General features: G+C 68.8%; 14 protein-coding genes and 1 pseudogene. 5 read left to right on the top strand and 10 right to left on the bottom strand.

Translation table 11 applies throughout. From position 1 onward, the window contains the following. Positions 1-56: 56 nt before the first annotated feature. Positions 57-1,508, bottom strand: a complete 1,452-nt coding sequence (locus tag FNH04_RS10685) for an NCS2 family permease (protein WP_152782787.1) — start codon at positions 1,506-1,508, stop codon at positions 57-59. A gap of 268 nt (positions 1,509-1,776) precedes the next feature. Here FNH04_RS10685 and FNH04_RS10680 point away from each other — a divergent pair, with 268 nt between their 5' ends. From FNH04_RS10680 to FNH04_RS10665, 4 genes are all read left to right on the top strand, one after another. Beyond that, a complete protein-coding gene (locus FNH04_RS10680) occupies positions 1,777-2,337 on the top strand; it encodes a SigE family RNA polymerase sigma factor (protein WP_322722883.1) in 561 nt (186 codons plus the stop codon). Next, on the top strand, positions 2,334-3,191 hold the full coding sequence (locus FNH04_RS10675) for a hypothetical protein (protein WP_152782781.1): 858 nt from the start codon (positions 2,334-2,336) through the stop codon (positions 3,189-3,191). The genes FNH04_RS10680 and FNH04_RS10675 overlap by 4 nt, the downstream gene beginning before the upstream one ends. 257 nt (positions 3,192-3,448) lie before the next feature. Beyond that, positions 3,449-4,279 carry a pectate lyase gene (locus tag FNH04_RS10670; protein WP_152782778.1) on the top strand — a complete coding sequence of 277 codons (831 nt, stop codon included), beginning with the start codon at positions 3,449-3,451 and terminating at the stop codon, positions 4,277-4,279. Positions 4,280-4,310: 31 nt separating this feature from the next. Beyond that, positions 4,311-5,993 carry a rhamnogalacturonan lyase B N-terminal domain-containing protein gene (locus FNH04_RS10665; RefSeq protein ID WP_152782775.1) on the top strand — a complete coding sequence of 561 codons (1,683 nt, stop codon included), beginning with the start codon at positions 4,311-4,313 and terminating at the stop codon, positions 5,991-5,993. A gap of 81 nt (positions 5,994-6,074) precedes the next feature. On the opposite strand, the gene FNH04_RS10660 is transcribed toward FNH04_RS10665, so the two are convergent. Beyond that, positions 6,075-7,226, bottom strand: a complete 1,152-nt coding sequence (locus FNH04_RS10660; protein ID WP_322722881.1) for a right-handed parallel beta-helix repeat-containing protein — start codon at positions 7,224-7,226, stop codon at positions 6,075-6,077. Positions 7,227-7,460: 234 nt separating this feature from the next. On the opposite strand from FNH04_RS10660, the pseudogene FNH04_RS10655 reads away from it, so the two are divergent. After that, a pseudogene (locus FNH04_RS10655) lies at positions 7,461-8,516 on the top strand (glycoside hydrolase family 43 protein); the annotation flags it as partial. 13 nt (positions 8,517-8,529) lie between these two features. Here the strand turns inward: FNH04_RS10655 and FNH04_RS10650 are convergent. The 8 genes from FNH04_RS10650 to FNH04_RS10615 all read right to left on the bottom strand — a co-directional run bounded on the left by FNH04_RS10650 (position 8,530) and on the right by FNH04_RS10615 (position 18,737). Further along, entirely contained in the window at positions 8,530-9,642 is a 1,113-nt protein-coding gene (locus FNH04_RS10650; protein ID WP_152782772.1) for a right-handed parallel beta-helix repeat-containing protein, read from the bottom strand. Positions 9,643-9,719: 77 nt separating this feature from the next. Beyond that, entirely contained in the window at positions 9,720-10,898 is a 1,179-nt protein-coding gene (locus tag FNH04_RS10645) for a dienelactone hydrolase family protein (protein WP_152782769.1), read from the bottom strand. Continuing rightward, complete coding sequence (locus tag FNH04_RS10640) at positions 10,885-11,916, bottom strand: pectinesterase family protein (protein ID WP_152782766.1); 1,032 nt, start codon at positions 11,914-11,916, stop codon at positions 10,885-10,887. The genes FNH04_RS10645 and FNH04_RS10640 overlap by 14 nt, the downstream gene beginning before the upstream one ends. A gap of 1 nt (position 11,917) precedes the next feature. Further along, complete coding sequence (locus tag FNH04_RS10635; RefSeq protein ID WP_152782764.1) at positions 11,918-13,033, bottom strand: pectinesterase family protein; 1,116 nt, start codon at positions 13,031-13,033, stop codon at positions 11,918-11,920. Between the two features lie 2 nt (positions 13,034-13,035). Next, on the bottom strand, positions 13,036-14,343 hold the full coding sequence (locus FNH04_RS10630; RefSeq protein WP_152782761.1) for a pectate lyase family protein: 1,308 nt from the start codon (positions 14,341-14,343) through the stop codon (positions 13,036-13,038). Between the two features lie 100 nt (positions 14,344-14,443). After that, the gene (locus FNH04_RS10625; RefSeq protein ID WP_322722890.1) at positions 14,444-15,244 is read right to left on the bottom strand and encodes a rhamnogalacturonan acetylesterase; all 801 of its coding nucleotides are present in this window, start codon (positions 15,242-15,244) and stop codon (positions 14,444-14,446) included. Positions 15,245-15,399: 155 nt separating this feature from the next. Next, entirely contained in the window at positions 15,400-16,749 is a 1,350-nt protein-coding gene (locus FNH04_RS10620; RefSeq protein ID WP_152782756.1) for an ABC transporter substrate-binding protein, read from the bottom strand. Positions 16,750-16,826: 77 nt separating this feature from the next. Next, the gene (locus FNH04_RS10615) at positions 16,827-18,737 is read right to left on the bottom strand and encodes a pectinesterase family protein (protein ID WP_152782753.1); all 1,911 of its coding nucleotides are present in this window, start codon (positions 18,735-18,737) and stop codon (positions 16,827-16,829) included.

The following is an 18,737-nucleotide window of genomic DNA, read 5'->3' as shown; positions in this document are numbered from 1 at the left end:
GTCGCCGTCAAGGAAGCAGTCGCTTCGTCAAGGAAGCCGTCGCTTCACGGCAGCGCTCACCGCACACCGAGCAGCTGCTCGATCGGGTCGATCGCGAAGTACACCAGGAACAGCGCCGAGGTGCCCCACAGCAGCCAGTGCACCTCCTTGGCCTTGCCGAGCACCGTCTTGATCAGGACGTACGCGAGGAAGCCGGCGCCGATGCCGTTGGTGATCGAGTAGGTGAACGGCATGACCGCGATCGTCAGGAACGCGGGGATGGCGATCTCGTACCTGTCCCAGTCGATGTGCTTGACCTGGGTCATCATCAGGAACCCGACCGCGACGAGCGCGGGGGCGGCGGCCTGCATCGGGACGATGGTCAGCAGCGGGGTGAAGAACAGCGCGCAGGTGAAGAGCCCGCCGGTGACCAGGTTCGCGAAGCCGGTGCGCGCGCCCTCGCCGACGCCCGCCGCCGACTCGATGTACGAGGTCGCCGAGGACGAGGACGCGGCACCGCCCGCGACCGCCGCCGCGCCGTCGATGAGCAGGACCTTGCCGAGGCCCGGGACCCTGCCCTGTTCGTCGAGCAGTCCGGCCTCGGCGCTGATACCGACGACCGTGCCCATGGTGTCGAAGAAGTCGGACAGGATCAGCGTGAAGATCAGCAGGACGACCGTGATGACGGTGGTTTCACCGAACGCGCCGAACAGGTCGAACTCGCCGAGCAGCCCGAACGCGGGCGTGGCCACGATGTCGGAGGGGACCTTCGGGACGGTCAGGCCCCAGCTCTTGATGTCCGCGACCGAGTTGATCACGATCGCCACGACGGTCATGGCGAGGATGCTGATCAGGATCGCGCCCTTGACCTTGCGGGCGAGCAGACCGATGGTCAGCAGCACACCGAGGCAGAAGACGAGGATGGGCCAGCCGGACAGCGCGCCCGCGGCGCCGAGCTGGACCGGGACGGTGGTGTTCGCGACGTCCGGGATACGGGTGACGAACCCGGCGTCGACGAAGCCGATGAAGGCGATGAACAGGCCGATGCCGACGCTGATCGCCTGCTTGAGCGGTTGCGGGATGGCGTGCATGACGGCCTCGCGCAGCCCGGTGACCACCAGGACGCAGATGAGCAGTCCTTCGAGGACCACCAGGCCCATCGCGTCGGGCCAGCTCATCAGCGGGGCGATCTGGAAGGCGACGACCGCGTTGAGGCCGAGGCCGGCGGCGAGGGCGAGGGGCAGGTTGCCGCCCACGCCCATGATGATCGTCATGACGGCGGCCACGAGCGCGGTGGCGGTGACGAGTTCGGCGCCGTCGAGCTGGTTGCCGAACTTGTCCTTGGCGCTGCCCAGAATGATGGGATTCAGGACAAGGATGTACGCCATCGTGAAGAACGTGGCGAAGCCGCCGCGTATCTCCCGGGCGAAGGTGGAGCCCCGGTCTGTGATCTTGAAGAAGCGATCGACGCTGTTCGCCCCGGGTGGCCCGGCGCTCGGCCGGCCGTCCACCTTCTGCGTGTCGGACATGGCGGTACTCCTCGTGACGTGCGTGCGGGGGCACGGGTGACTGGCTGGATTGTTCCTGTGTTGAACTCGTCTCAGGTTTTCTCCGTGTTACGGAATCGGAGTTCGTCCTGCAAGACGACGTTCGAAGCCCCGTACGAACGTAGTTCACGATCACTGCTACTCTTCCGGATCTCATCCCTCGGAAACCCGGGATGACCACGTGTCATTCACATGACACACACAGGCACGTGCAGCGTACATGGAGCCGAAGCGAGGAGAGAGGTCGCCCGTGGGCACTGTCGTCGACGACGTAGCCTCCGTGGAGTTCCACGACTTCTTCGAGCGGCACTACGCCGAACTGGCCCGCCTGGCCCACCTGTTGACGGGTGAGGCGGACGCGGCCGACGATCTGGCGGCGGACGCCCTGCTGGCGCTCTGGCACCGCTGGGACCGGGTGCGCTCGGCCGACCATCCGGTGGCGTACGCGCGCGGAGTGGTCGCCAATCTGGCCCGCACCCGGATCCGCAGCGCGGTCCGTGAACGCCGGCGCATCACCCTGTTCTGGTCGCAGCGCGAGGAGAAGACGGAGAACCCCGACATACCCGGCATGGTGGATGTTCAGGACGCCCTGCGCAGACTGCCGTTCCGCAAGCGGGCATGCGTCGTACTGCGACACGCCTTCGACCTCTCGGAGAAGGACACCGCGCTCGCACTGGGCGTCTCTGTCGGTACGGTGAAGAGCCAGACGTCCAAGGGGATGGCAGAACTCCAGCGACTGCTGGGAACACAGGCCCCCCCGCGGCAGATCCACAGGGCGGTGTCCGGGGCCACCGGAGGAAGGGACCGATGAGGGACGTGCACGAGGAGCTGCGCGCCCGCCTGCGCGGGGCGGCCGAGGCCCATGAGCCCGACCGCGCTCGCATCCTGGCCCGGATCGAGCGCGGTATGGCCGAGGACGCCCGCCCCGAGCACCGGGCCACGCGTCCGCCGCTGATCGGCTGGGTGCGGGTCGTGGCAGCCACGGCCGCGGTCGCCGGTGTCCTCGGAGTCGGCGGGTTCGCGGTCGCCTCGGCGGTGAAGGGCGAGGACCCGGCGGACCAGACGGTCGCGACGTCGCCCACCCCGACGTGGTCCCCGGACGCCACCTCGCGGCCCCCGGTCAAGCCGGACCCGTCCCCCACGGCCAAGTCCCCGGACAGGAAGCCGAGTTCCACCCCGTCGCGCGCACCGGCCACCGAGAACCCCGACGTCCAGGCCCCGCTGCCCGCGACCTCGGACAACGAGGACGGCCCCGTGTGGTCCGACGGCTCGGTCGACCCGCACAGCAACGAGTTCTGGGCGCAGAGCAACGTGACCCTGAAGACGGGCAAGGAACTCACCGCGCTCACCGTCGAGTTGCGTGTCGCGCTCACCGACGGGGTCAGCGCGACGGGGGCCTGGCGCTCGCTGCCCGAGAACGACTTCACGCTGACGGTCGGCGAGGACGACGGTTTCCTGGTCTACCGGTGGGTGCTCAAGGAGGGCCGTACGGTCCCTGAGGGCGAGTTCGTCTTCGCGGGGCAGTACGACCACACCCGCGGCGGACGGGACGCGAAGGACGACCGGTACGCGATGTCCGCGACGGCGGACGGGAAGCAGTTCGCCGTGGGCGGCGACTTCGCGCGGAACGGCGGCGGGAGCGACAGCGACGAGGGCGACTCGTGACGTCCGCCTGACGCCCCCGCACGGACCTCGCACGCACTCGGCACAGACTCCGCACGCACTTCCACGCACGCGGCAGGGACTCAGTACGCGCCCGGCAGGCACACGGCCACGCGGCACGGACCTCCCAGCCACGCGGCACGGGCTTTGCGCGCACGCGTGAAGCCCGCCGGAAAAACTCCGGCACCCGGCAACCCTTTCCCACCCGGTGGCGACCAGCAGACGCAAGCAGCTCTGATCCCCCACCGAAGGAACGGGTAATGACCTCACGTGCAGAGCAACGCGTGCACCACCCCCACCGTCGCCGCTCCGTCAAGCGGCGTGCCCTTCTCAGCGGTCTCGGCGCGTTCACGCTGACCGGTGCCGCCATCGTCAGCAGCTCGATGCTGTCGTCCGCGAGCGCGGCGACCTGGCCGACTCCCACCAGCAGCCAGCCCGTGTCCTCGACCATCTCCGTGTCCGGCGTCCGGGACGGCGGCATGGTGCGGTACTACGGCAGCGGCGCCCTGGCCGGCGACGGCCAGGAAGAGGGACAGGACCCGATCTTCAAGCTCGCGGACGGCGCGACGCTGAAGAACGTCATCATCGGCAAGCCCGGCGCCGACGGCATCCACTGCCAGGGCAGCTGCACCCTGCAGAACGTGTGGTGGGAGGACGTCGGCGAGGACGCTGCGACCTTCCGGGGCGGCAACTCGGCCGTGTACACGGTGTACGGCGGCGGCGCGAAGAAGGCCGCGGACAAGGTCTTCCAGCACAACGGCGGCGGCAAGCTCGTGGTCTCGAAGTTCGCCGCACAGGACTTCAAGACCCTCTACCGCTCCTGCGGAAACTGCTCGACGCAGTACAAGCGCGTCTCGATCTTCAACACCATCGAGGTGACGGCGCCCGGCTCGCGCCTGGTCGGCATCAACACCAACTACGGCGACTCCGCGGCCCTGCGCAACGTCACGATCATCGGCGACAGCAGCAGGAAGATCGTCCCGTGTCAGAAGTACATCGGCAACAACACCGGCGCCGAGCCCCCGACCAACGGTTCGAACCCGGACGGAACGCACTGCAACTACACCTCATCTGACATCACGTACCGATGACAGACCATGCACCAGTGACGGAGCACCATCCTTGAGCACGCACAAGAAGCACCTCACCCGTCGCCGTCTGCTGGCCGCCTCCGCCTTGGGGGTGGCCGGCACCGGCGCGGCGGTCGCGGCCGGCACCGGTCTGCTGTCCTCGGCCTCGGCCGCCGGCTTCGGCCACACGGACGACGGCTCCCACATCGTGATCAACACGGGGGCCTCGCTCGTCTTCAAGGTCTCCAAGAAGACCGGCGACCTCGCCTCCCTGGTCTACCGGGGCAAGGAGTACGAGGGCTACGGCGGCAAGCACTCGCACGTCGAGTCCGGGCTCGGCTCCGCGACCGTCACGGTCAAGCGGTCCGGCTCGACGATCCTCGTCAAGGCGGTCCACGGCGCGATCACCCAGTGGTACGCGGCCCGCAGCGGCCAGAACAACGTCTATCTGTGGACGGACAAGGCGGACGACTCCTTCACGGCGACCCGCTTCATCGTCCGTCTCAAGCCCGGGATGTTCCCCAACACCGGCCCGGACTCCTGGATCGAGGCCTCCGACAAGGTCATCGAGGCGGGCGACGTCTGGAAGCGCTCGGACGGCACGACCCACTCCAAGCACTACTCCGGCAAGCGGACCATCGACTACGACCACATCGGCTTCACCACCGGATCGGTCGGGCTGTGGCTGGTGCGCTCCAACCACGAGAAGGCCTCCGGCGGCCCCTTCTACCGCTCCCTGCTGCGCCACTCGAACGACCTCGGGGCCGGGCTGTACGAGATCCTGCACTACAACCAGTCCCAGACCGAGCCCGAGCGCTACGGCCTCCAGGGCCCGTACGTCCTCGCGTTCACCGACGGCGGGGCGCCCTCGTCCTCGCTCTCCCACGACCGGCTCGACACCTCGTGGGTGGACGGCCTCGGCATCACCGGCTGGGTCGGCAGGGCGGGGCGGGGGAAGGTCGCGGGCGTCGGCCTGAAGGGCATGGACGCCGCGTACGCCTACACGGTGGGCTTCGCGAGCGCGGACGCCCAGTACTGGGCGAAGGCCGCCTCGGGCAGCGGGGCCTTCTCCTGCAAGGGGATGCTCCCCGGGACGTACACCATGACCGTCTTCAAGGGCGAACTCGCCGTGCACACGCGCGAGGTGAAGGTGACGGCGGGCGGAACGACCACGCTGAACAGCGTCACCGTCACGGGCGACCCGAGCACGGCGAAGACCCTCTGGCGGCTCGGCGACTGGGACGGCACGCCCGGCGAGTTCAAGAACGCCGAGCTGATGACCCGCGCGCACCCGTCCGACGGCCGCGCGGCGAAGTGGACCGGCAACGTCACGATCGGCGACGGGGGCGAGGCCGCGTCCTTCCCCGCGTACCTGTGGAAGGACGTCAACGACGGCGTCCTCGTCTACTTCAGGCTGACCGCCGCCCAGGCGGCCGCCGCGCACACCCTGCGGATCGGTGTGACGAACGCGTTCCTGAACGGGCGCCCGCGCGTGACGGTCAACGACTGGGTCTCGGCCGTACCCGCGGCCCCCAGGCAGCCCTCGACGCGCTCGCTCACCACGGGTTCCTACCGGGGAAACAACCACACGTTCACTTTCAGCGTCCCCAAGAGTGCGTGGCGGACGAACACGTCCCAGTACAACGTGCTGAAGATCAACATCGTCAGTGGTTCGAGCGGCTCGGCGTTCCTCAGCCCGGGCACCTCGTTCGACTGCATCGATCTGCTGGCCTGAGCCCCCCTCGGCCAGTCAGAGAAAAGCCCCCCGCCGGTGACGACCGGCGGGGGGCTCCACTGCTGTCCGTCCTGGACGGGCTCAGTTCATCGTCGAACCGATCGTCGTGGAGCCCGTCGTCAGGAACGTGGTCGCCGGCAGCGAGCCGTCCGCCTTGCGGGCGCCGTACGCCGTCGTGGCGTCCGTGGACTTGAAGGAGGGCGTGCTCACACCGCTGTCCCAGTTGTTGGCCGCGGTGACCGTGGATCCGCCCAGCTTGGACAGGCCCTTCTTGTTGCCCACGGCGAGGTTGCGGGCGAGGCGGGCCTTGCCGGTGGCGAAGTAGAAGCCGGTCTGGGCGTTGGAGTAGGCGGTGTTGCGGTTCAGCAGGATGGCGCCGGTGTTGGAGTTCTCCGTGAAGCCGTGGAGGGTGTTGTCCCAGGCCGCGTTGTTGTTGACGGAGTGCGCGACCGAGGCGCCGCCACCGCCGAGCTTGAAGCCGTTGCCGTTGCCCTCGAAGGCGGAGTCGTTCCAGCGGTTCTTGCCGTTGCCGAACGCCCAGGAGTGCTCGATGAGGACGGGCGAGGAGAACTGCCACAGGTCGAGGCCGTCGTCGGCGTTGTTGTACAGGCGGGCACCCGTGACCTTGTTGCCCGTGCCCGAACCGAACTTGATGGCGATGCCGTCGGCGTTCTGGCCGTGGCCCGCCGGGTCGTAGTTGCCGTAGCTGTCCAGGTTCTGCACGAGGTTGTTCGTCGTGCCGTCGCCGCGCAGGGTGAAGCCCGAGTCGCCGTTGTTCGCGGTGACCAGGTTCTTGAAGATCCCGCCGACGGAGGAGGTGGCCACGAAGCCCTGGGCGGGCGCCTTCTGCCAGGTGAGGTTCTGGACGGTCCAGTAGTCGCCGTAGATCCCGGCGAGCCAGGAGCCGGCGGGCAGCTTGGAGCCGTCGATCTTCACCTTCTCGCTGCCGTACGCCTGGAGCGTGATACGGGCCGAACTGGTGCCGTTGGCCGTGGACTTGAGGGTCTTCGTCGGGTAGTACGTGCCGCCGCGCACCTGGATGGTCGTACCGGCTGAGGCGTTCGCCACGGCCGACTCCAGCTGGGCGGTGGTGGAGACGGTGACCGTGGTGGCGGCCTCGGCGCCGTCGTTCGAGAGGCCGAGATAGACGCCGCACGCGCCCGAGGCGACGGCCACCGCGGCGGCGATCGACAGGGTGCGGGTCCTGCGGTGGCGTCCGGTGCTGAGGCGCACGGGGGGTCCTTTCCTTCAGAAACGGGGCGGCGAAGCGGGCCGGAGGGCCGCACCGGCCCGCTTCTGTCCCCTGGTCGCCGCCATGGCCGGAAAGGGTTGCCGTGGTCCAGACGAAAATCGTCGAAAGTTTCGCTCGGGATCGCCACGTCGGCACCATTGACGCCCCGACCCCCACTGGTGAGACTCCAGAAGCCGTTACCCAACAGAAACCATCAGACTCCCACAGGATGTGTCATGCGCCCCACCGCCCGAACGCTCCTGCTCCCCCTCCTGGCACTCTTCCTGGGCCTGCTGGCCGCCCCGCCGGGCGCGGCCCAGCCCGAGGCGCACCCCGCGAAGAAACCGAAGTACGCCGGCTATCTCTTCGCCTACTTCACCGGTGAGGGCACCGCGGACGGCGAGCAGATCCGCTATGCCCTCAGCCGCGGCAACGACCCGCTGCACTGGCGGGAGCTGAACGCGGGAGAACCGGTCCTCACGTCCACCATCGGCGAGAAGGGCCTGCGCGACCCGTTCGTGATCCGCTCCCCCAGGGGCGACAGGTTCTACATGATCGCGACCGATCTGCGCATGTACCAGAACAGCAGCGGCAGCTGGGACCACGTCCAGAGACACGGCAGCAAGTCGATCATGGTCTGGGAGTCCACCGACCTGGTGCACTGGACCGACCAGCGACTGGTGAGGGTCTCCCCCGACAACGCGGGCAACACCTGGGCGCCGGAGGCCTACTGGGACGACAGCCTCGGTGAGTACGTCGTCTTCTGGGCGTCGAAGCTGTACGCCGACGACGACCCGGACCACACCGGCTCGACGTACAACAAGATGCTGTACGCGACGACGAAGGACTTCCGTACGTTCAGCGCGCCGAAGGTGTGGAACGACCCGGGCTACTCGGTCATCGACTCGACAGTCGTGAAGCACAGGGGCACGTACTACCGCTACACCAAGGACGAGCGGGACCCGACCTCCTCAAGCCCCTGCGCGAAGTTCATCACCGGGGAGAAGTCGAGGGCCCTCACCTCGGCGAAGTACGACTTCGTCTCCGACTGCATCGGCAGCGGGTCGATCGACCGCGGTGAGGGCCCGACGGTGTTCAAGTCGAACACCGAGGAGAAGTGGTACCTGTTCATCGACGAGTACGGCGGCCGCGGCTATGTCCCGTTCGAGACGACCGACCTCGCCTCGGGCAGGTGGACCCTGTCCGCGGACTACGCACTGCCCGCCAGCCCGAGGCACGGCACGGTCATCCCGGTGACGCGGCAGGAGTACAACCGCCTGCTGGCCGCCTACCGGTAGGCCCGGCTCAGTCCATCGTCGCGCCGATGGTGGTGCTGCCCGTGGTCAGGAACGTGGTCACGGGCAGCCCCCCGCTGGACTGCCGGGCGTTGTAGGTGCTGGAGGCGTCGGTGGACCGGAAGGAGGGCGTCGAGATGCCCGAGTCCCAGTTGTTGCCGGCCGAGACCACCGACGAGCCCTTGTTCACCGAACCGGAGCCGTTGCTCACCGCCAGGTTCTTGCCGAGCCTGGCGGCGCCGGTGGCGAAGTAGTAGCCCCACTTGGCGTTGGCGTAGGCGGTGGTGCGGTTGATGACGATGGCGCCCTTGTTGCTGTTCTCGGTGAAGCCGTTGCCCGCGTTGTCCCAGGCCGCCGAGTTGTTGACGACATGCGCGACGACCTCGCCGTCGCCGCCCAGCTTGTAGCCGTTGCCGTCGCCCGCGAAGGCCGAGTCGCCCCAGCGGTTCTTGCCGTTGCCCATGGCCCAGGTGTGCTCGACGGTCACCGGCGACGAGAACGACCAGAAGTCCAGGCCGTCGTCCGAGTTGTTGTAGAGGCGGGCCCCGGTGACCAGGTTGCCGCTTCCGGAGCCGTACTTGATGGCGATGCCGTCCGCGTTCTCCCCGTGGTTGGCCGGGTCGTAGTGGCCGTACGAGTCGATGTTCCGCACGGTGTTGTTGGTGGTGCTGTCGCCGGTGAGCGTGAAGCCCGAGTCGCCGCCGTTGATGGTCTTGATGTTGTCCCAGACGGTGGAGGCGCAGGACTGGCAGACGACCGCGCTGTCCGGCGAGTTCTGGAAGGTGATGCGCGAGACGGTCCAGTAGTCGGCGGTCAGCTTGAAGATCCAGCCGCCGTCGGGGAGGTTCGAGCCGTCGATCTTCACGGTCTCGGAGCCGTACGGCTGGAGGAGGATACGGCTGGAGGACGTGCCGTTCGCCGTGGACTGGAGGGTGGCCGTCGGGTAGTACGTGCCGCCGCGGACCTGGATGGTGGTGCCGGGGGTGGCGTTCCTGATGGCGTTGGACAGGTCGGTGGAGTTGCTGACGACCACGGTCGCGGCGTGCGCCTGGGTGGGGAGCACGGCGAGACCGGCGCCGAGCGCGAGCGCCGACGCGAGGGTGAGGGCGGTACGACGAGGCATGGAAGTGGGGTCCTTTCGTCGTGAGCGGGGGACGGTCGGTCGTGAGTGGGGGACGGTCGGTCGTGCGTGGGGGACGGTCACAGGACGGTGTCCAGCCAGGTGAAGACCTCGTCCTGCATGCGGTCGACGAAGACATGGCCGAGGTCCGGCCAGACCTTGGTGTGCAACCGCTCCCCGGCGTGACGTGAGCGCCAGACGGCGCGCAGCTTCTCGTAGGCGACCTGGACGCCCTGAGCGGTGAAGAGGGTGTCCTGGGCGCCGTGGAAGAAGAGCATCGGCCTGGGGGCGCCGATGCTCGCCACGTCGGGGAAGTCGAGGTACCGGGCGAGCCCGGGATGGAGCATGTAGTAGGAGGACTGGCCGCGCAGGATGTTGTTGCCGGGCACCATGACCTCCTTCAGCCCGGTCATCCAGCACACGCTCGCCGCGGCCGCGACGTCGTCGCTGAGCGCGGCGGTCTGCCAGGCGCGGAAGGCGCCCATGGAGAAGCCGACGGCCGCGACCCGCCGCCGGTCCACTCGGTCGAGCCCGGCCAGGAAGGCCGCGGCGCGCACGTCCTCCCTGGCCATGAGCCCGGCGAGTGAGGAGCCCAGGTTGAAGAGGTTGCCGGCGAGGGCCTGCTGCTGCTCGTAGGTGACCGGCCCCCGGTCGCCCCAGCCGAGGGCGTCCAGGGCGAGGACGACGTATCCGCGCCGGGCCAGTTCGTCGCCGACGAAGCGGCCGCTGAAGTACCGGTCGGCCCAGGCCTGCGCGGAGGCCAGCCGGCCCTCGCCGGTGCCCCAGGGCCGGACCAGCTTCTCCTTCCCGATGTCGAACTTCGCGCCGTGGTCGTGGAGCAGCAGCACGGCGGGGAAGGGCCCGGTGCCGTGCGGGGTGAGGAGGGAACCCCGCACCCGGCCGTACCGGGTCAGGGCGAGGGTGACGGACTCCCTCGTGTACCCGTCGGCCTCGGTCCGCTCACCGAACTCAGGTGCGTAGGGGGTGTCGTCCCGCCCGGTGAACAGGTGCTCCTCGACCTTGGCGCGGGCGGCCCGCCGCCAGGCCCGGAAGTCCCGGACCGGCGAGGTGCCCCAGGCGAGCGGGAAGCGGAGCTCGTCCTTGAGCAGGGCGTGGAAGTCGGGCAGCGCGCCCTCCACGACACCCGATTCCGCCGCCACGGCACTCCCCGCTCCGGCTCCCGCTCCCGCTCCGGCGAACAGCGCCGCCCCGGTTCCCACCACGAACGCCCGCCGCGCCACCGGGTCACGGGCACGCATGGGGAGTCCAGTCGCCGAGATACGTCTCCCGCGTGTGCAGGCGGGCCTCCGCGTCGGTGAGCTGGGGCCGGTTCCCGGACACGGAGATCACCGATCCCGGACCGGAGTTGCCGTACTCCCTGAACCGCATGGTCTGCCACGGGTACGCCTCGCGCATGTTGACGTACGGCGTCACCGCGTCGATCCCGGTCCCCAGCCAGGTGTCCCTGACGACCAGCGAGGGCCAGGCGGTCGTCTCGTACGTCGGCACCCACGGCCGCGCGATCTTGTACGCCGCGTCCTCGGCACCCGAGGTGACGCGGCCCCGCACGGCCAGGAAGCCGTACGGGTTCGCGCGGGCCGTCGAGGGCGCGAAGACCATGCCCTCGGGCTTGAAGTCGACGTCCCGGTCGAGGGTGTGGAAGTGGCACCGCTCGAAGACCGCCCGGGCCCGGCCGAACACGAAGTCGACGTCACCCTCGATGTAGCAGTCCCGGTAGTACTGCCGGTCGAAGGCGTCCAGCGCGGTCGTGTCCGCGAACAGCGTGTCCTGGTGGGCGAGGAACCGCACGCGCTCGAAGTGCGAGCGGTCCCCGGTGACGTACGCGGCCACGGCCTGCGTCCCCGTGATGTCGGGGTGGTCGGCGCGCAGCCAGTCGTTGGCGAGGGTCAGGTCGCGTACGGTCAGGCCGGGCGCCGCCGAGGTGAAGGTGGCGGAGCCCGCGGTGCCGTACGTGGTGCCGTCGGGCTTCTTCGTGCCGTTGGCGTTGTCGTACACGATCACGGCGGCGCGCGGATCGCGACTGGCACCGCGCAGCGTCAGCTCCCCCGCGCCGGAAGGGATGTTGACGACCTCGCGATACGTCCCGGGGTGCACGACGATCGTCCAGCCGGCGCCGTCCACGGCGTCCACCGCGTCCTGCACGGAGTCACCGGGACGCACGTGCAGGACCCGGCGGCGCGCCTGAGCGAACGCGGGGGTCGAGCCCACGGCCACCAGGCCGCCGGCGATCCCGGTGAGCACTGTGCGCCGGCGCATCTCAGCACTCCTTCCGGTTCCAGGGGGCCCAGTCGCCCAGGTACACCTCGCGCGTGTGGAGCCGGGCCTCGTCGGCGCTGAGCTGGGGGCGGTTCTCCGGGACGCTGATCTCGGCGCCCGGTCCCGTGTTGCGGTACTCGGCGAACCGCTGGTCCTGCCAGGGGAAGCCGGACGACATGTTGGTGTAGGGCGCCGTCGCGTCGATCCCGGCGCCCATGCGGGTCTCGCGGACGGTCAGCATGGGCCGGGCGGTGGTGTCCGAACTGGGCACCCACGGACGGGCCAGCTTGTAGTAGGCGTCCGGTGCCTCACTGGTGATGCGGCTGCCGGTCACCAGATAGCCGCGCGGGTTGGCGCCCGCGGTGGACGGCGCGAAGACGAAGCCGTACGGCGCCCCGGACAGATCCGTGCGGACCAGGGTGCGGAAGTGGCAGCGCTCGAAGACGGCGGTGGCCCGCCCGAAGACGAAGTCCACGTCGCCCTCGGCGTAGCAGTCCCGGAAGTACTGGCGGGCGAACGTGCCGAGCGCCATCGAGTCGGCGTACAGCGTGTCCTGGTGCCCGAGGAACCGGCACCGATCGAACGCCGAGCGGTCGCCCTGCACCTTGATGGCCACGGCCTGGGTGCCGCTGATCCCGGGGTGGTCCGCGCGCAGCCAGTCGTTGGCGAAGGTGATGTCCCGCGCGGTGAACCCGTCGGCCTGTACGAGGGTGGTCGCCGAGCCGGTCGTGCCGTAGGTGCCGCCGCCGGGCTTCGGGGTGCCGGCCGCGTTGTCGTACACGACCACGACGTCCCGCGCGTCGCCCGAGGCACCGATCCAGGTCATCTCCGTGCGGGCGACGCTCACGGCCACCGTCTCGCGGTACGTGCCCGGCGCGATGACCAGCGTGTATCCGCTCCCGCTCGCGGCGGTCACCGCCGCCTGGACGGTGGTGTGGTCGCCGAGCCCTCCGGGGTGGACGTACAGGGTCTGCTCGGTGAGCCGCTCCGACGGCGAACCGTACCGGCCGAAGGGGGACCGTCCGCGTGCGTGGGCGGTGCCGCCGGTCCCCAGCGAGAGCGCGGCCCCGACGCTCGCGACCATGAAGGAACGCCTGCCGACTACTGGCGTGCCCATGCTCAGCACACCTTTCCGGCACCCGCGCGGCTGCCGACGATCCCCGGCACGGCCCGCGGCGAGTCGACCTTGGTGCGCAGGGTCGGCGTCCACCCGGCGCCGGACTGGAGGGTCTCCCCCGGGATCTCGGCGTTGTGGACCGCGATGAGATCCGTCAGCTTCCCGTTGACGTAGTTGTTCTCGGCGGTGAGCGGGGACTCGTTCCACTTCTTCAGCGCCTTGCCGACCTTGGCGTCGGCCGGCAGCGAGATGGCGTTGTGGGTGGCGTGCAGCTGCGAGGAGATGCCGACACCGAAGATGTAGTAGTCGTCCTTCTGGTCCTCGTTCACCACGTAGTGGTTGTTGTAGACGTCGACCTGTCCGAACCGCACACGCGGGGAACGCTGGAGGATCCCCTCGAAGCGGTTGTGGTGCATGGTGACCTTGAGCTTGCCGGAGTCGAGGGCGGCGGTGCTGTCGCTGTTCCCGATCAGCATGTTCTTGTCGTGGTCCTGGAAGCGGTTCCAGGACACGGTCACGTGGTTGGAGCCGCGCACGATGTCCGTCAGCCCGTCGTGCTGCTGGAAGACCTTGCCGAAGTAGACCGGCCGCTCGCTGTCGGGGTAGCGCCCGTCGGTGAACGTGTTGTGGTCGATCCACACGTGGTCCGTGCCGTAGACGACCACGGCGTCGTACTCGGAGTTCCAGTTGCCGGTCTTGTTGTCGTCGGTCGGGTCCCACTTCGGGAAGCAGTCGAGCGGGGCCTCGATGGTGAGGTTGCGCATGATGACGTTCGAGACGCCCTTGATCTGGAGGCTGCCGCCGAGGATGCCGGAGTTCCTGCCGACGCCGACGATGGTGGTGTTGCTGGGAATGTTGGCCTTGATCTCCGAGTCCTGCCTGGCGGCGGACGCGACCCGCGCGTCCTCCTGCGGACCGCTGGCGACCTCGTCGTTGCCCCAGACCGCCGGGTCGTAGTCCTTGAGGTACTGCTGGAGGTCGTACCCCCCGGTGACGAAGGCGTCACAGCCCTCGGAGACGGCGTCGATCATGCCCTCGACCTTGATGATCTTGGGAGCGTCGCCGCCGTCCTTCAGCGCGGCCTTGAACTCCGCCCAGGTGGTGACGGTGTAGACGTGCTCGGCGTCGGCCGCCGAGCCGCCGGTGGTACCGGCCCCCTCCGAGCCCCACCCGTCGCCCGCGGCGAGGACTTCACGACCGAGGTCGCGCTCCTTCGCGTGGGCGACTCCTGTGCCGGTGACACCGAGCACGAGAGCGGTGCAGCCGACGACCGAGGTCATGGCATGGGCATGCCAGATACGAGTACGCATGAGTGCGGGTTCCTTTACGAACTCAGAGATGTACGAGCTGAGAGAGATGCGCGAACTGAGAGAGATGTCCGACGCTGCGGTGCCGCGCCGCGCGCAGCGCTTACGCGGTGGCTTCGGGCCAGGTGATCCAGGACTCCGGGATCTCGTCGTTCAACCGGCGTACGTCCCGATGAGCGAGCACACGGCGGCGCAGCGACTCACCCGCCACCAGCCGGGCCACGGCGATCGCACCGGGCGGATTGAAATGCGTGTTGTCCTGCTCGGTCTCGGTCCAGTTGAAGTACTTCTTGGTCTCCTCGACGCCGAGCCTCTGCCAGAGGGCGAACGACAGGGCCTCGATGTCGAGAAGCGCCACGCCCTCCTTCTCTGAGAGGGCGCGCATGGCGGCCGGATACTCACCGAGGGAACGCTGGGCGTTGCCCTCGGCGTCGAACCGCCGGCGCTCGACGGAGGTGGCGAGCACGGGACGGGCGCCGCGGGCGCGCGCACCGTCGATGTACTGGCGCAGATAGTCCTGGTACGTCGTCCAGGGCTCGGTGTAGCGGGCGGGGTCGGTGGCCTTGGAGTCGTTGTGGCCGAACTGGATCAGAAGGAGGTCGCCGGGCCGGATGGCTTCGAGGATGGCGTCCAGCCGCCCCTCGTCGACGAAACTCTTCGAACTCCGGCCGTTCACGGCGTGGTTGGAGACCGATACGGCGTTGCTCAGAAAGAAGGGGAGCGCCATGCCCCAGCCGGTCTCGGGGGCGGCATCGGCGTACTTCTGGGCGGCGGTGGAGTCACCGGCGATGTAGAGCGTCCGTACGCGCCGGGAGGCCGACGCGGCCGTGGCGGGCGTGGCCGCGACGGCGAGGGGAACGGCGGCGAGCGCCGCGGTGGTGACCTGTCTGCGGGTGAGGGACACGGGGGTGCCTTTCTCAACAGGTGTGCTCAAGGGGAGATGCGGAGCAGTGCCTTTCAGAGTGGGGGGTGCCCCCGCGCCCCCAAAGGGGCGCGGGGGGAACTGCACGACCAGCCACAGAAACCCGCAGCCGGCCTACGACCGACGAACCCGGGCTCTCAGCCCTTCTGCTCGTTCCACTCCTTCTGCGCCTCGTTCAGCTGGTCGGCCAGCGTGTCCAGGAAGTCCTTCGCGCTCATCGACCCGCTCAGCACCTTCTGGAACGCCGGCTCGTTGTCGGTCTTCGAGATCGTGTTCCAGTCCGGCAGGTAGTACGGCAGCTGGACGATCTGTGTGGACCCGTCCGTCAGAGCCTGCGCGGCCAGCTTCGTCGGCTCGGCCTCGGAGACCCAGGCGTCCTTCGCGGCGTCGTTGTTCGCGGGCACCTGTCCCGCGGACTCGTTGAACTTGGAGTTCTCCGCGGCCGAGGTGGCGAACTCGATGAACTTCCAGGCGGCTTCCTTGTTCTTGGAGCTCTTGAACACACCCAGTCCGTCCACCGGGTTGGACACCTGGACCCGCTTCCCGCCGGCGCCGATCGGCTGCGGGATACCGCGGAACTTGTCGACGCCGAGCGCCTTCACGTGGTCCTGGTAGGAGCCCAAGTTGTGGTTCAGCATCCCGATGGTGCCGGAGTCCCACTGGGCGACCATCTTGGTGAAGTCGTTGTTGAGGTCGGCGGCCGGGGTGACCTTCTTGAACAGGCCCGCGTACTTCTCCAGGGCCGCCACGTTCTTCGGGTCGTTGACCGTGGTCTTCTCACCACTGGAGTCCCAGAACGACGTGATCCCGGACTGTCCGTACATCGCGTCCAGCGCCTGGGCGATGGAGCCGGCGCCACCGCGGATGGTGTAGCCGAACTCGTTCTTGTCCTTGTCGGTGAGCTTCTCCGCGGCCTCGTAGAACGTGTCCCAGGTGGTCGGCTCGTCCAGGCCCGCCTTCTTGAACAGGTCGGTGCGGTAGTACAGGACGCCGTTGTTCGCGGAGGTCGGGACCGAGTACAGCTTGCCGTCGCCGCCGCCCGCGGCCTTCAGCGACTCGACCATGTCCTCGTTGAGCTTGCCGTTCAGGGAGGACTTGGAGAGGCGGCTGTCCAGCGGCTCCAGAGCGTTCTGGGCGGCGAACCCGGCGAGCATCGCCGCGCCGACACCGCCGACGTCGGGCAGACCGCCGCCCTGGAGGGCGGTGTCGACCTTGGACTGGTACTCGGTGGAGGCGATCCCGACGTACTTGACCTTGATGTCCGGGTTCGCCTTGTGGAAGTCGGCGATGATCTCCTTCCAGATCTCGGTGCGGACGCCACCGTTGTTGTCCCAGAAGACGATCTCGCCCTTGCCGCTGCCCTCGGAGCCCTTGTCCCCGGCCGCGCCGCTGCCGTCGTCACCGCAGGCGGTGGCGGTCAGGGCGAGGACGGATCCCAGGGCGACGGCCACGGCGGCGCGCCTGCTTCTGCGAATGCTGATCTTCATTGAACGGCTCTCTTCTTCTGGATCCAACTGAGGGTTCGTATGAAGTTGTGGGGGTCTCGAATCGCGAGGTGGTCGGCTCAGCGACGGCCCGCGTGCGGTGCCCAGCCGTCCGTCCCCGCGAGGTACTCGGCGACCGTGTACGTGTCCGCGTCCGCGGCCGGCAGCTGCGGACGGTCGGCGGTGACTCCGGCGCCGGGCCCGTAGGTCCGGTACTCGGCGAAGCGGGCGTCCTTCCACGAGAAGCCGCTCATGTCGGTCCACGGCGAGGACTTGACCGCGGCGGGCAGCTCGGTGTCCCGGAACAGCACCTGGGCGATGGCGTTCGGCTCGCCGCCCGGGTGCCAGGGCCGGCCGAGGTGGAAGGTCCCGGCGGGCGCGTCACTGATCACCCTCGACCTGGTGATCAGGAAGCCGTACGGGTTGTCCTTCCAGGTCGAGGCGGCGGTGATGTAGCCGTTGTTGGTGGCCGACCCGCGGCTCAGCGCCTTGATCACGGACCGCTCGATGACGGTCGTCGCCCGGCCGTAGATGAAGTCGACATCGCCCTCGATGTACGAGTCGCGGATGTAGACCCGGCTGATCACGTCCAGCTTGGGGCTGTCCGTCATCAGGGTGTCCTGGTTGCCCAGGAAGGCCGTGTCCTCGAAGACGATCCGGTCGCCCGTCGTCTTCACGGCGAGGGCCTGCTCGCCGTTCAGCTCGTGCGCGGCCTCGTCGAAGTCGTTGCTGAAGGTGAGGTGGCGCGCGGTCACGTCACTCGCGAGGATCCGCACGGTGGCGCTGCCGTTGGAGCCGCCGTACGCGGCGGGCGTGTCGAAGACGATGACGGTGTCCGAGCGGTCCCGTCCCGTTCCCTGCAGGACCAGCTTCGGCTTGGTCGCGGGGATCAGGACCTTGGCCCGGTACGTCCCGGGCGCGATCCGGATCGTGACGGTGCCGTCGTTGCCGTCGGGCACGGCGTCCACCGCCGCCTGGACGGTCGGATACTCGGCGGGCACGTTGAGCACGGTGTTCGTACCGAGCCGCTTCTGAGGGCCGGAGAAGTGGGTGACCAGGGCGGGGACGGCGGCAGCCGGGTCGAGCCGGTAGTCGTAGAAGTCCTTCGGGTCGAAGGCCGCGCCCCACTCGTCCTGCCGCCCGGTCGTGTTCCTGAGGATCGAGCCGCGCTCCACCAACTCGGCGGTGACGTCTGCCTGGTAGGGGTGCTGGACTCCGTCGTAGTAGCTGTTCTCGATGACCATCTTCGTCCTGCCGCGCGACCAGTTGCCGTACGTCCAGACCGGGTCGCCGTCTGCCACCTGCGCCGACAGGTAGTTGTTGTAGAGGTGGGCGTAGGCGCAGTTGTCGGCGGAGGGGTTGCGCTGCTTGGTGCCGCTGAACCAGTTGTGGTCGATGGTGATCTCGGTCTGGACGTTCGTCGTCCAGCCGATCCCGAACGCCTTGTTGTGGTTCTTGAACTGGTTGTAGGAGACGGTGATGTACCGGCTGTCCTTGCGGACGTCGAGCAGCCCGTCGCCCATGTGCTCGAAGCGGTTGTGGTCGATCCAGACGTGGTCGACGGAGTCCATCTGGATCGCGTCGAAGTCCGTGGTCTTGCCGTCCCAGTCGCCCTCGACGTAGGAGTCCCGGATCGTCAGGTTGCGGATGATCACGTTGCTCGTGCCGGGATTGAGGTGCAGCTCCCCGTGCACGATCTCGCCGGTGTCGCCGACGCCGATGATCGTCTTGTGGGAGGCCACGACGATGTCCGAGCCGAAGGGCGCGACCTCGATCGCCCCGGACACGCGGATGACGTACGGCTCCTCGGCCGCCGCGTACTGCGCGAGCGAGGCCTGGTCGGTGACGGTGACCACCTTGCCGCCCGCGCCTCCGGTGGTGCCGCCGTCGAGGGAGGCGAAGCCATGGGGCTTGTCGCTCCAGGTCCGGTGGGCCCCGGAGGCGGGGGTGGGCTCGGCGGCTTCGGCGGGGGTGAGGGCCCCGAGTCCCAG

The sequence above is a fragment of the Streptomyces phyllanthi genome (assembly GCF_009377205.1).
Lineage (GTDB): Bacteria > Actinomycetota > Actinomycetes > Streptomycetales > Streptomycetaceae > Streptomyces > Streptomyces phyllanthi.
Note: the sequence above shows the minus strand (reverse complement) of the source record. Positions and strands in the feature narration are given on the sequence as shown.

Excerpts from the sequence above, each read along its gene's own strand:
- FNH04_RS10685 (WP_152782787.1), bottom strand. The coding sequence starts at position 1,508 with ATGTCCGACACGCAGAAGGTGGACGGCCGGCCGAGCGCCGGGCCACCC.
- FNH04_RS10675 (WP_152782781.1), top strand. The coding sequence starts at position 2,334 with ATGAGGGACGTGCACGAGGAGCTGCGCGCCCGCCTGCGCGGGGCGGCC.
- FNH04_RS10650 (WP_152782772.1), bottom strand. The coding sequence starts at position 9,642 with ATGCCTCGTCGTACCGCCCTCACCCTCGCGTCGGCGCTCGCGCTCGGC.
- FNH04_RS10670 (WP_152782778.1), top strand. The coding sequence starts at position 3,449 with ATGACCTCACGTGCAGAGCAACGCGTGCACCACCCCCACCGTCGCCGC.
- FNH04_RS10645 (WP_152782769.1), bottom strand. The coding sequence starts at position 10,898 with ATGCGTGCCCGTGACCCGGTGGCGCGGCGGGCGTTCGTGGTGGGAACC.
- FNH04_RS10640 (WP_152782766.1), bottom strand. The coding sequence starts at position 11,916 with ATGCGCCGGCGCACAGTGCTCACCGGGATCGCCGGCGGCCTGGTGGCC.
- FNH04_RS10635 (WP_152782764.1), bottom strand. The coding sequence starts at position 13,033 with ATGGGCACGCCAGTAGTCGGCAGGCGTTCCTTCATGGTCGCGAGCGTC.
- FNH04_RS10620 (WP_152782756.1), bottom strand. The coding sequence starts at position 16,749 with ATGAAGATCAGCATTCGCAGAAGCAGGCGCGCCGCCGTGGCCGTCGCC.
- FNH04_RS10630 (WP_152782761.1), bottom strand. The coding sequence starts at position 14,343 with ATGCGTACTCGTATCTGGCATGCCCATGCCATGACCTCGGTCGTCGGC.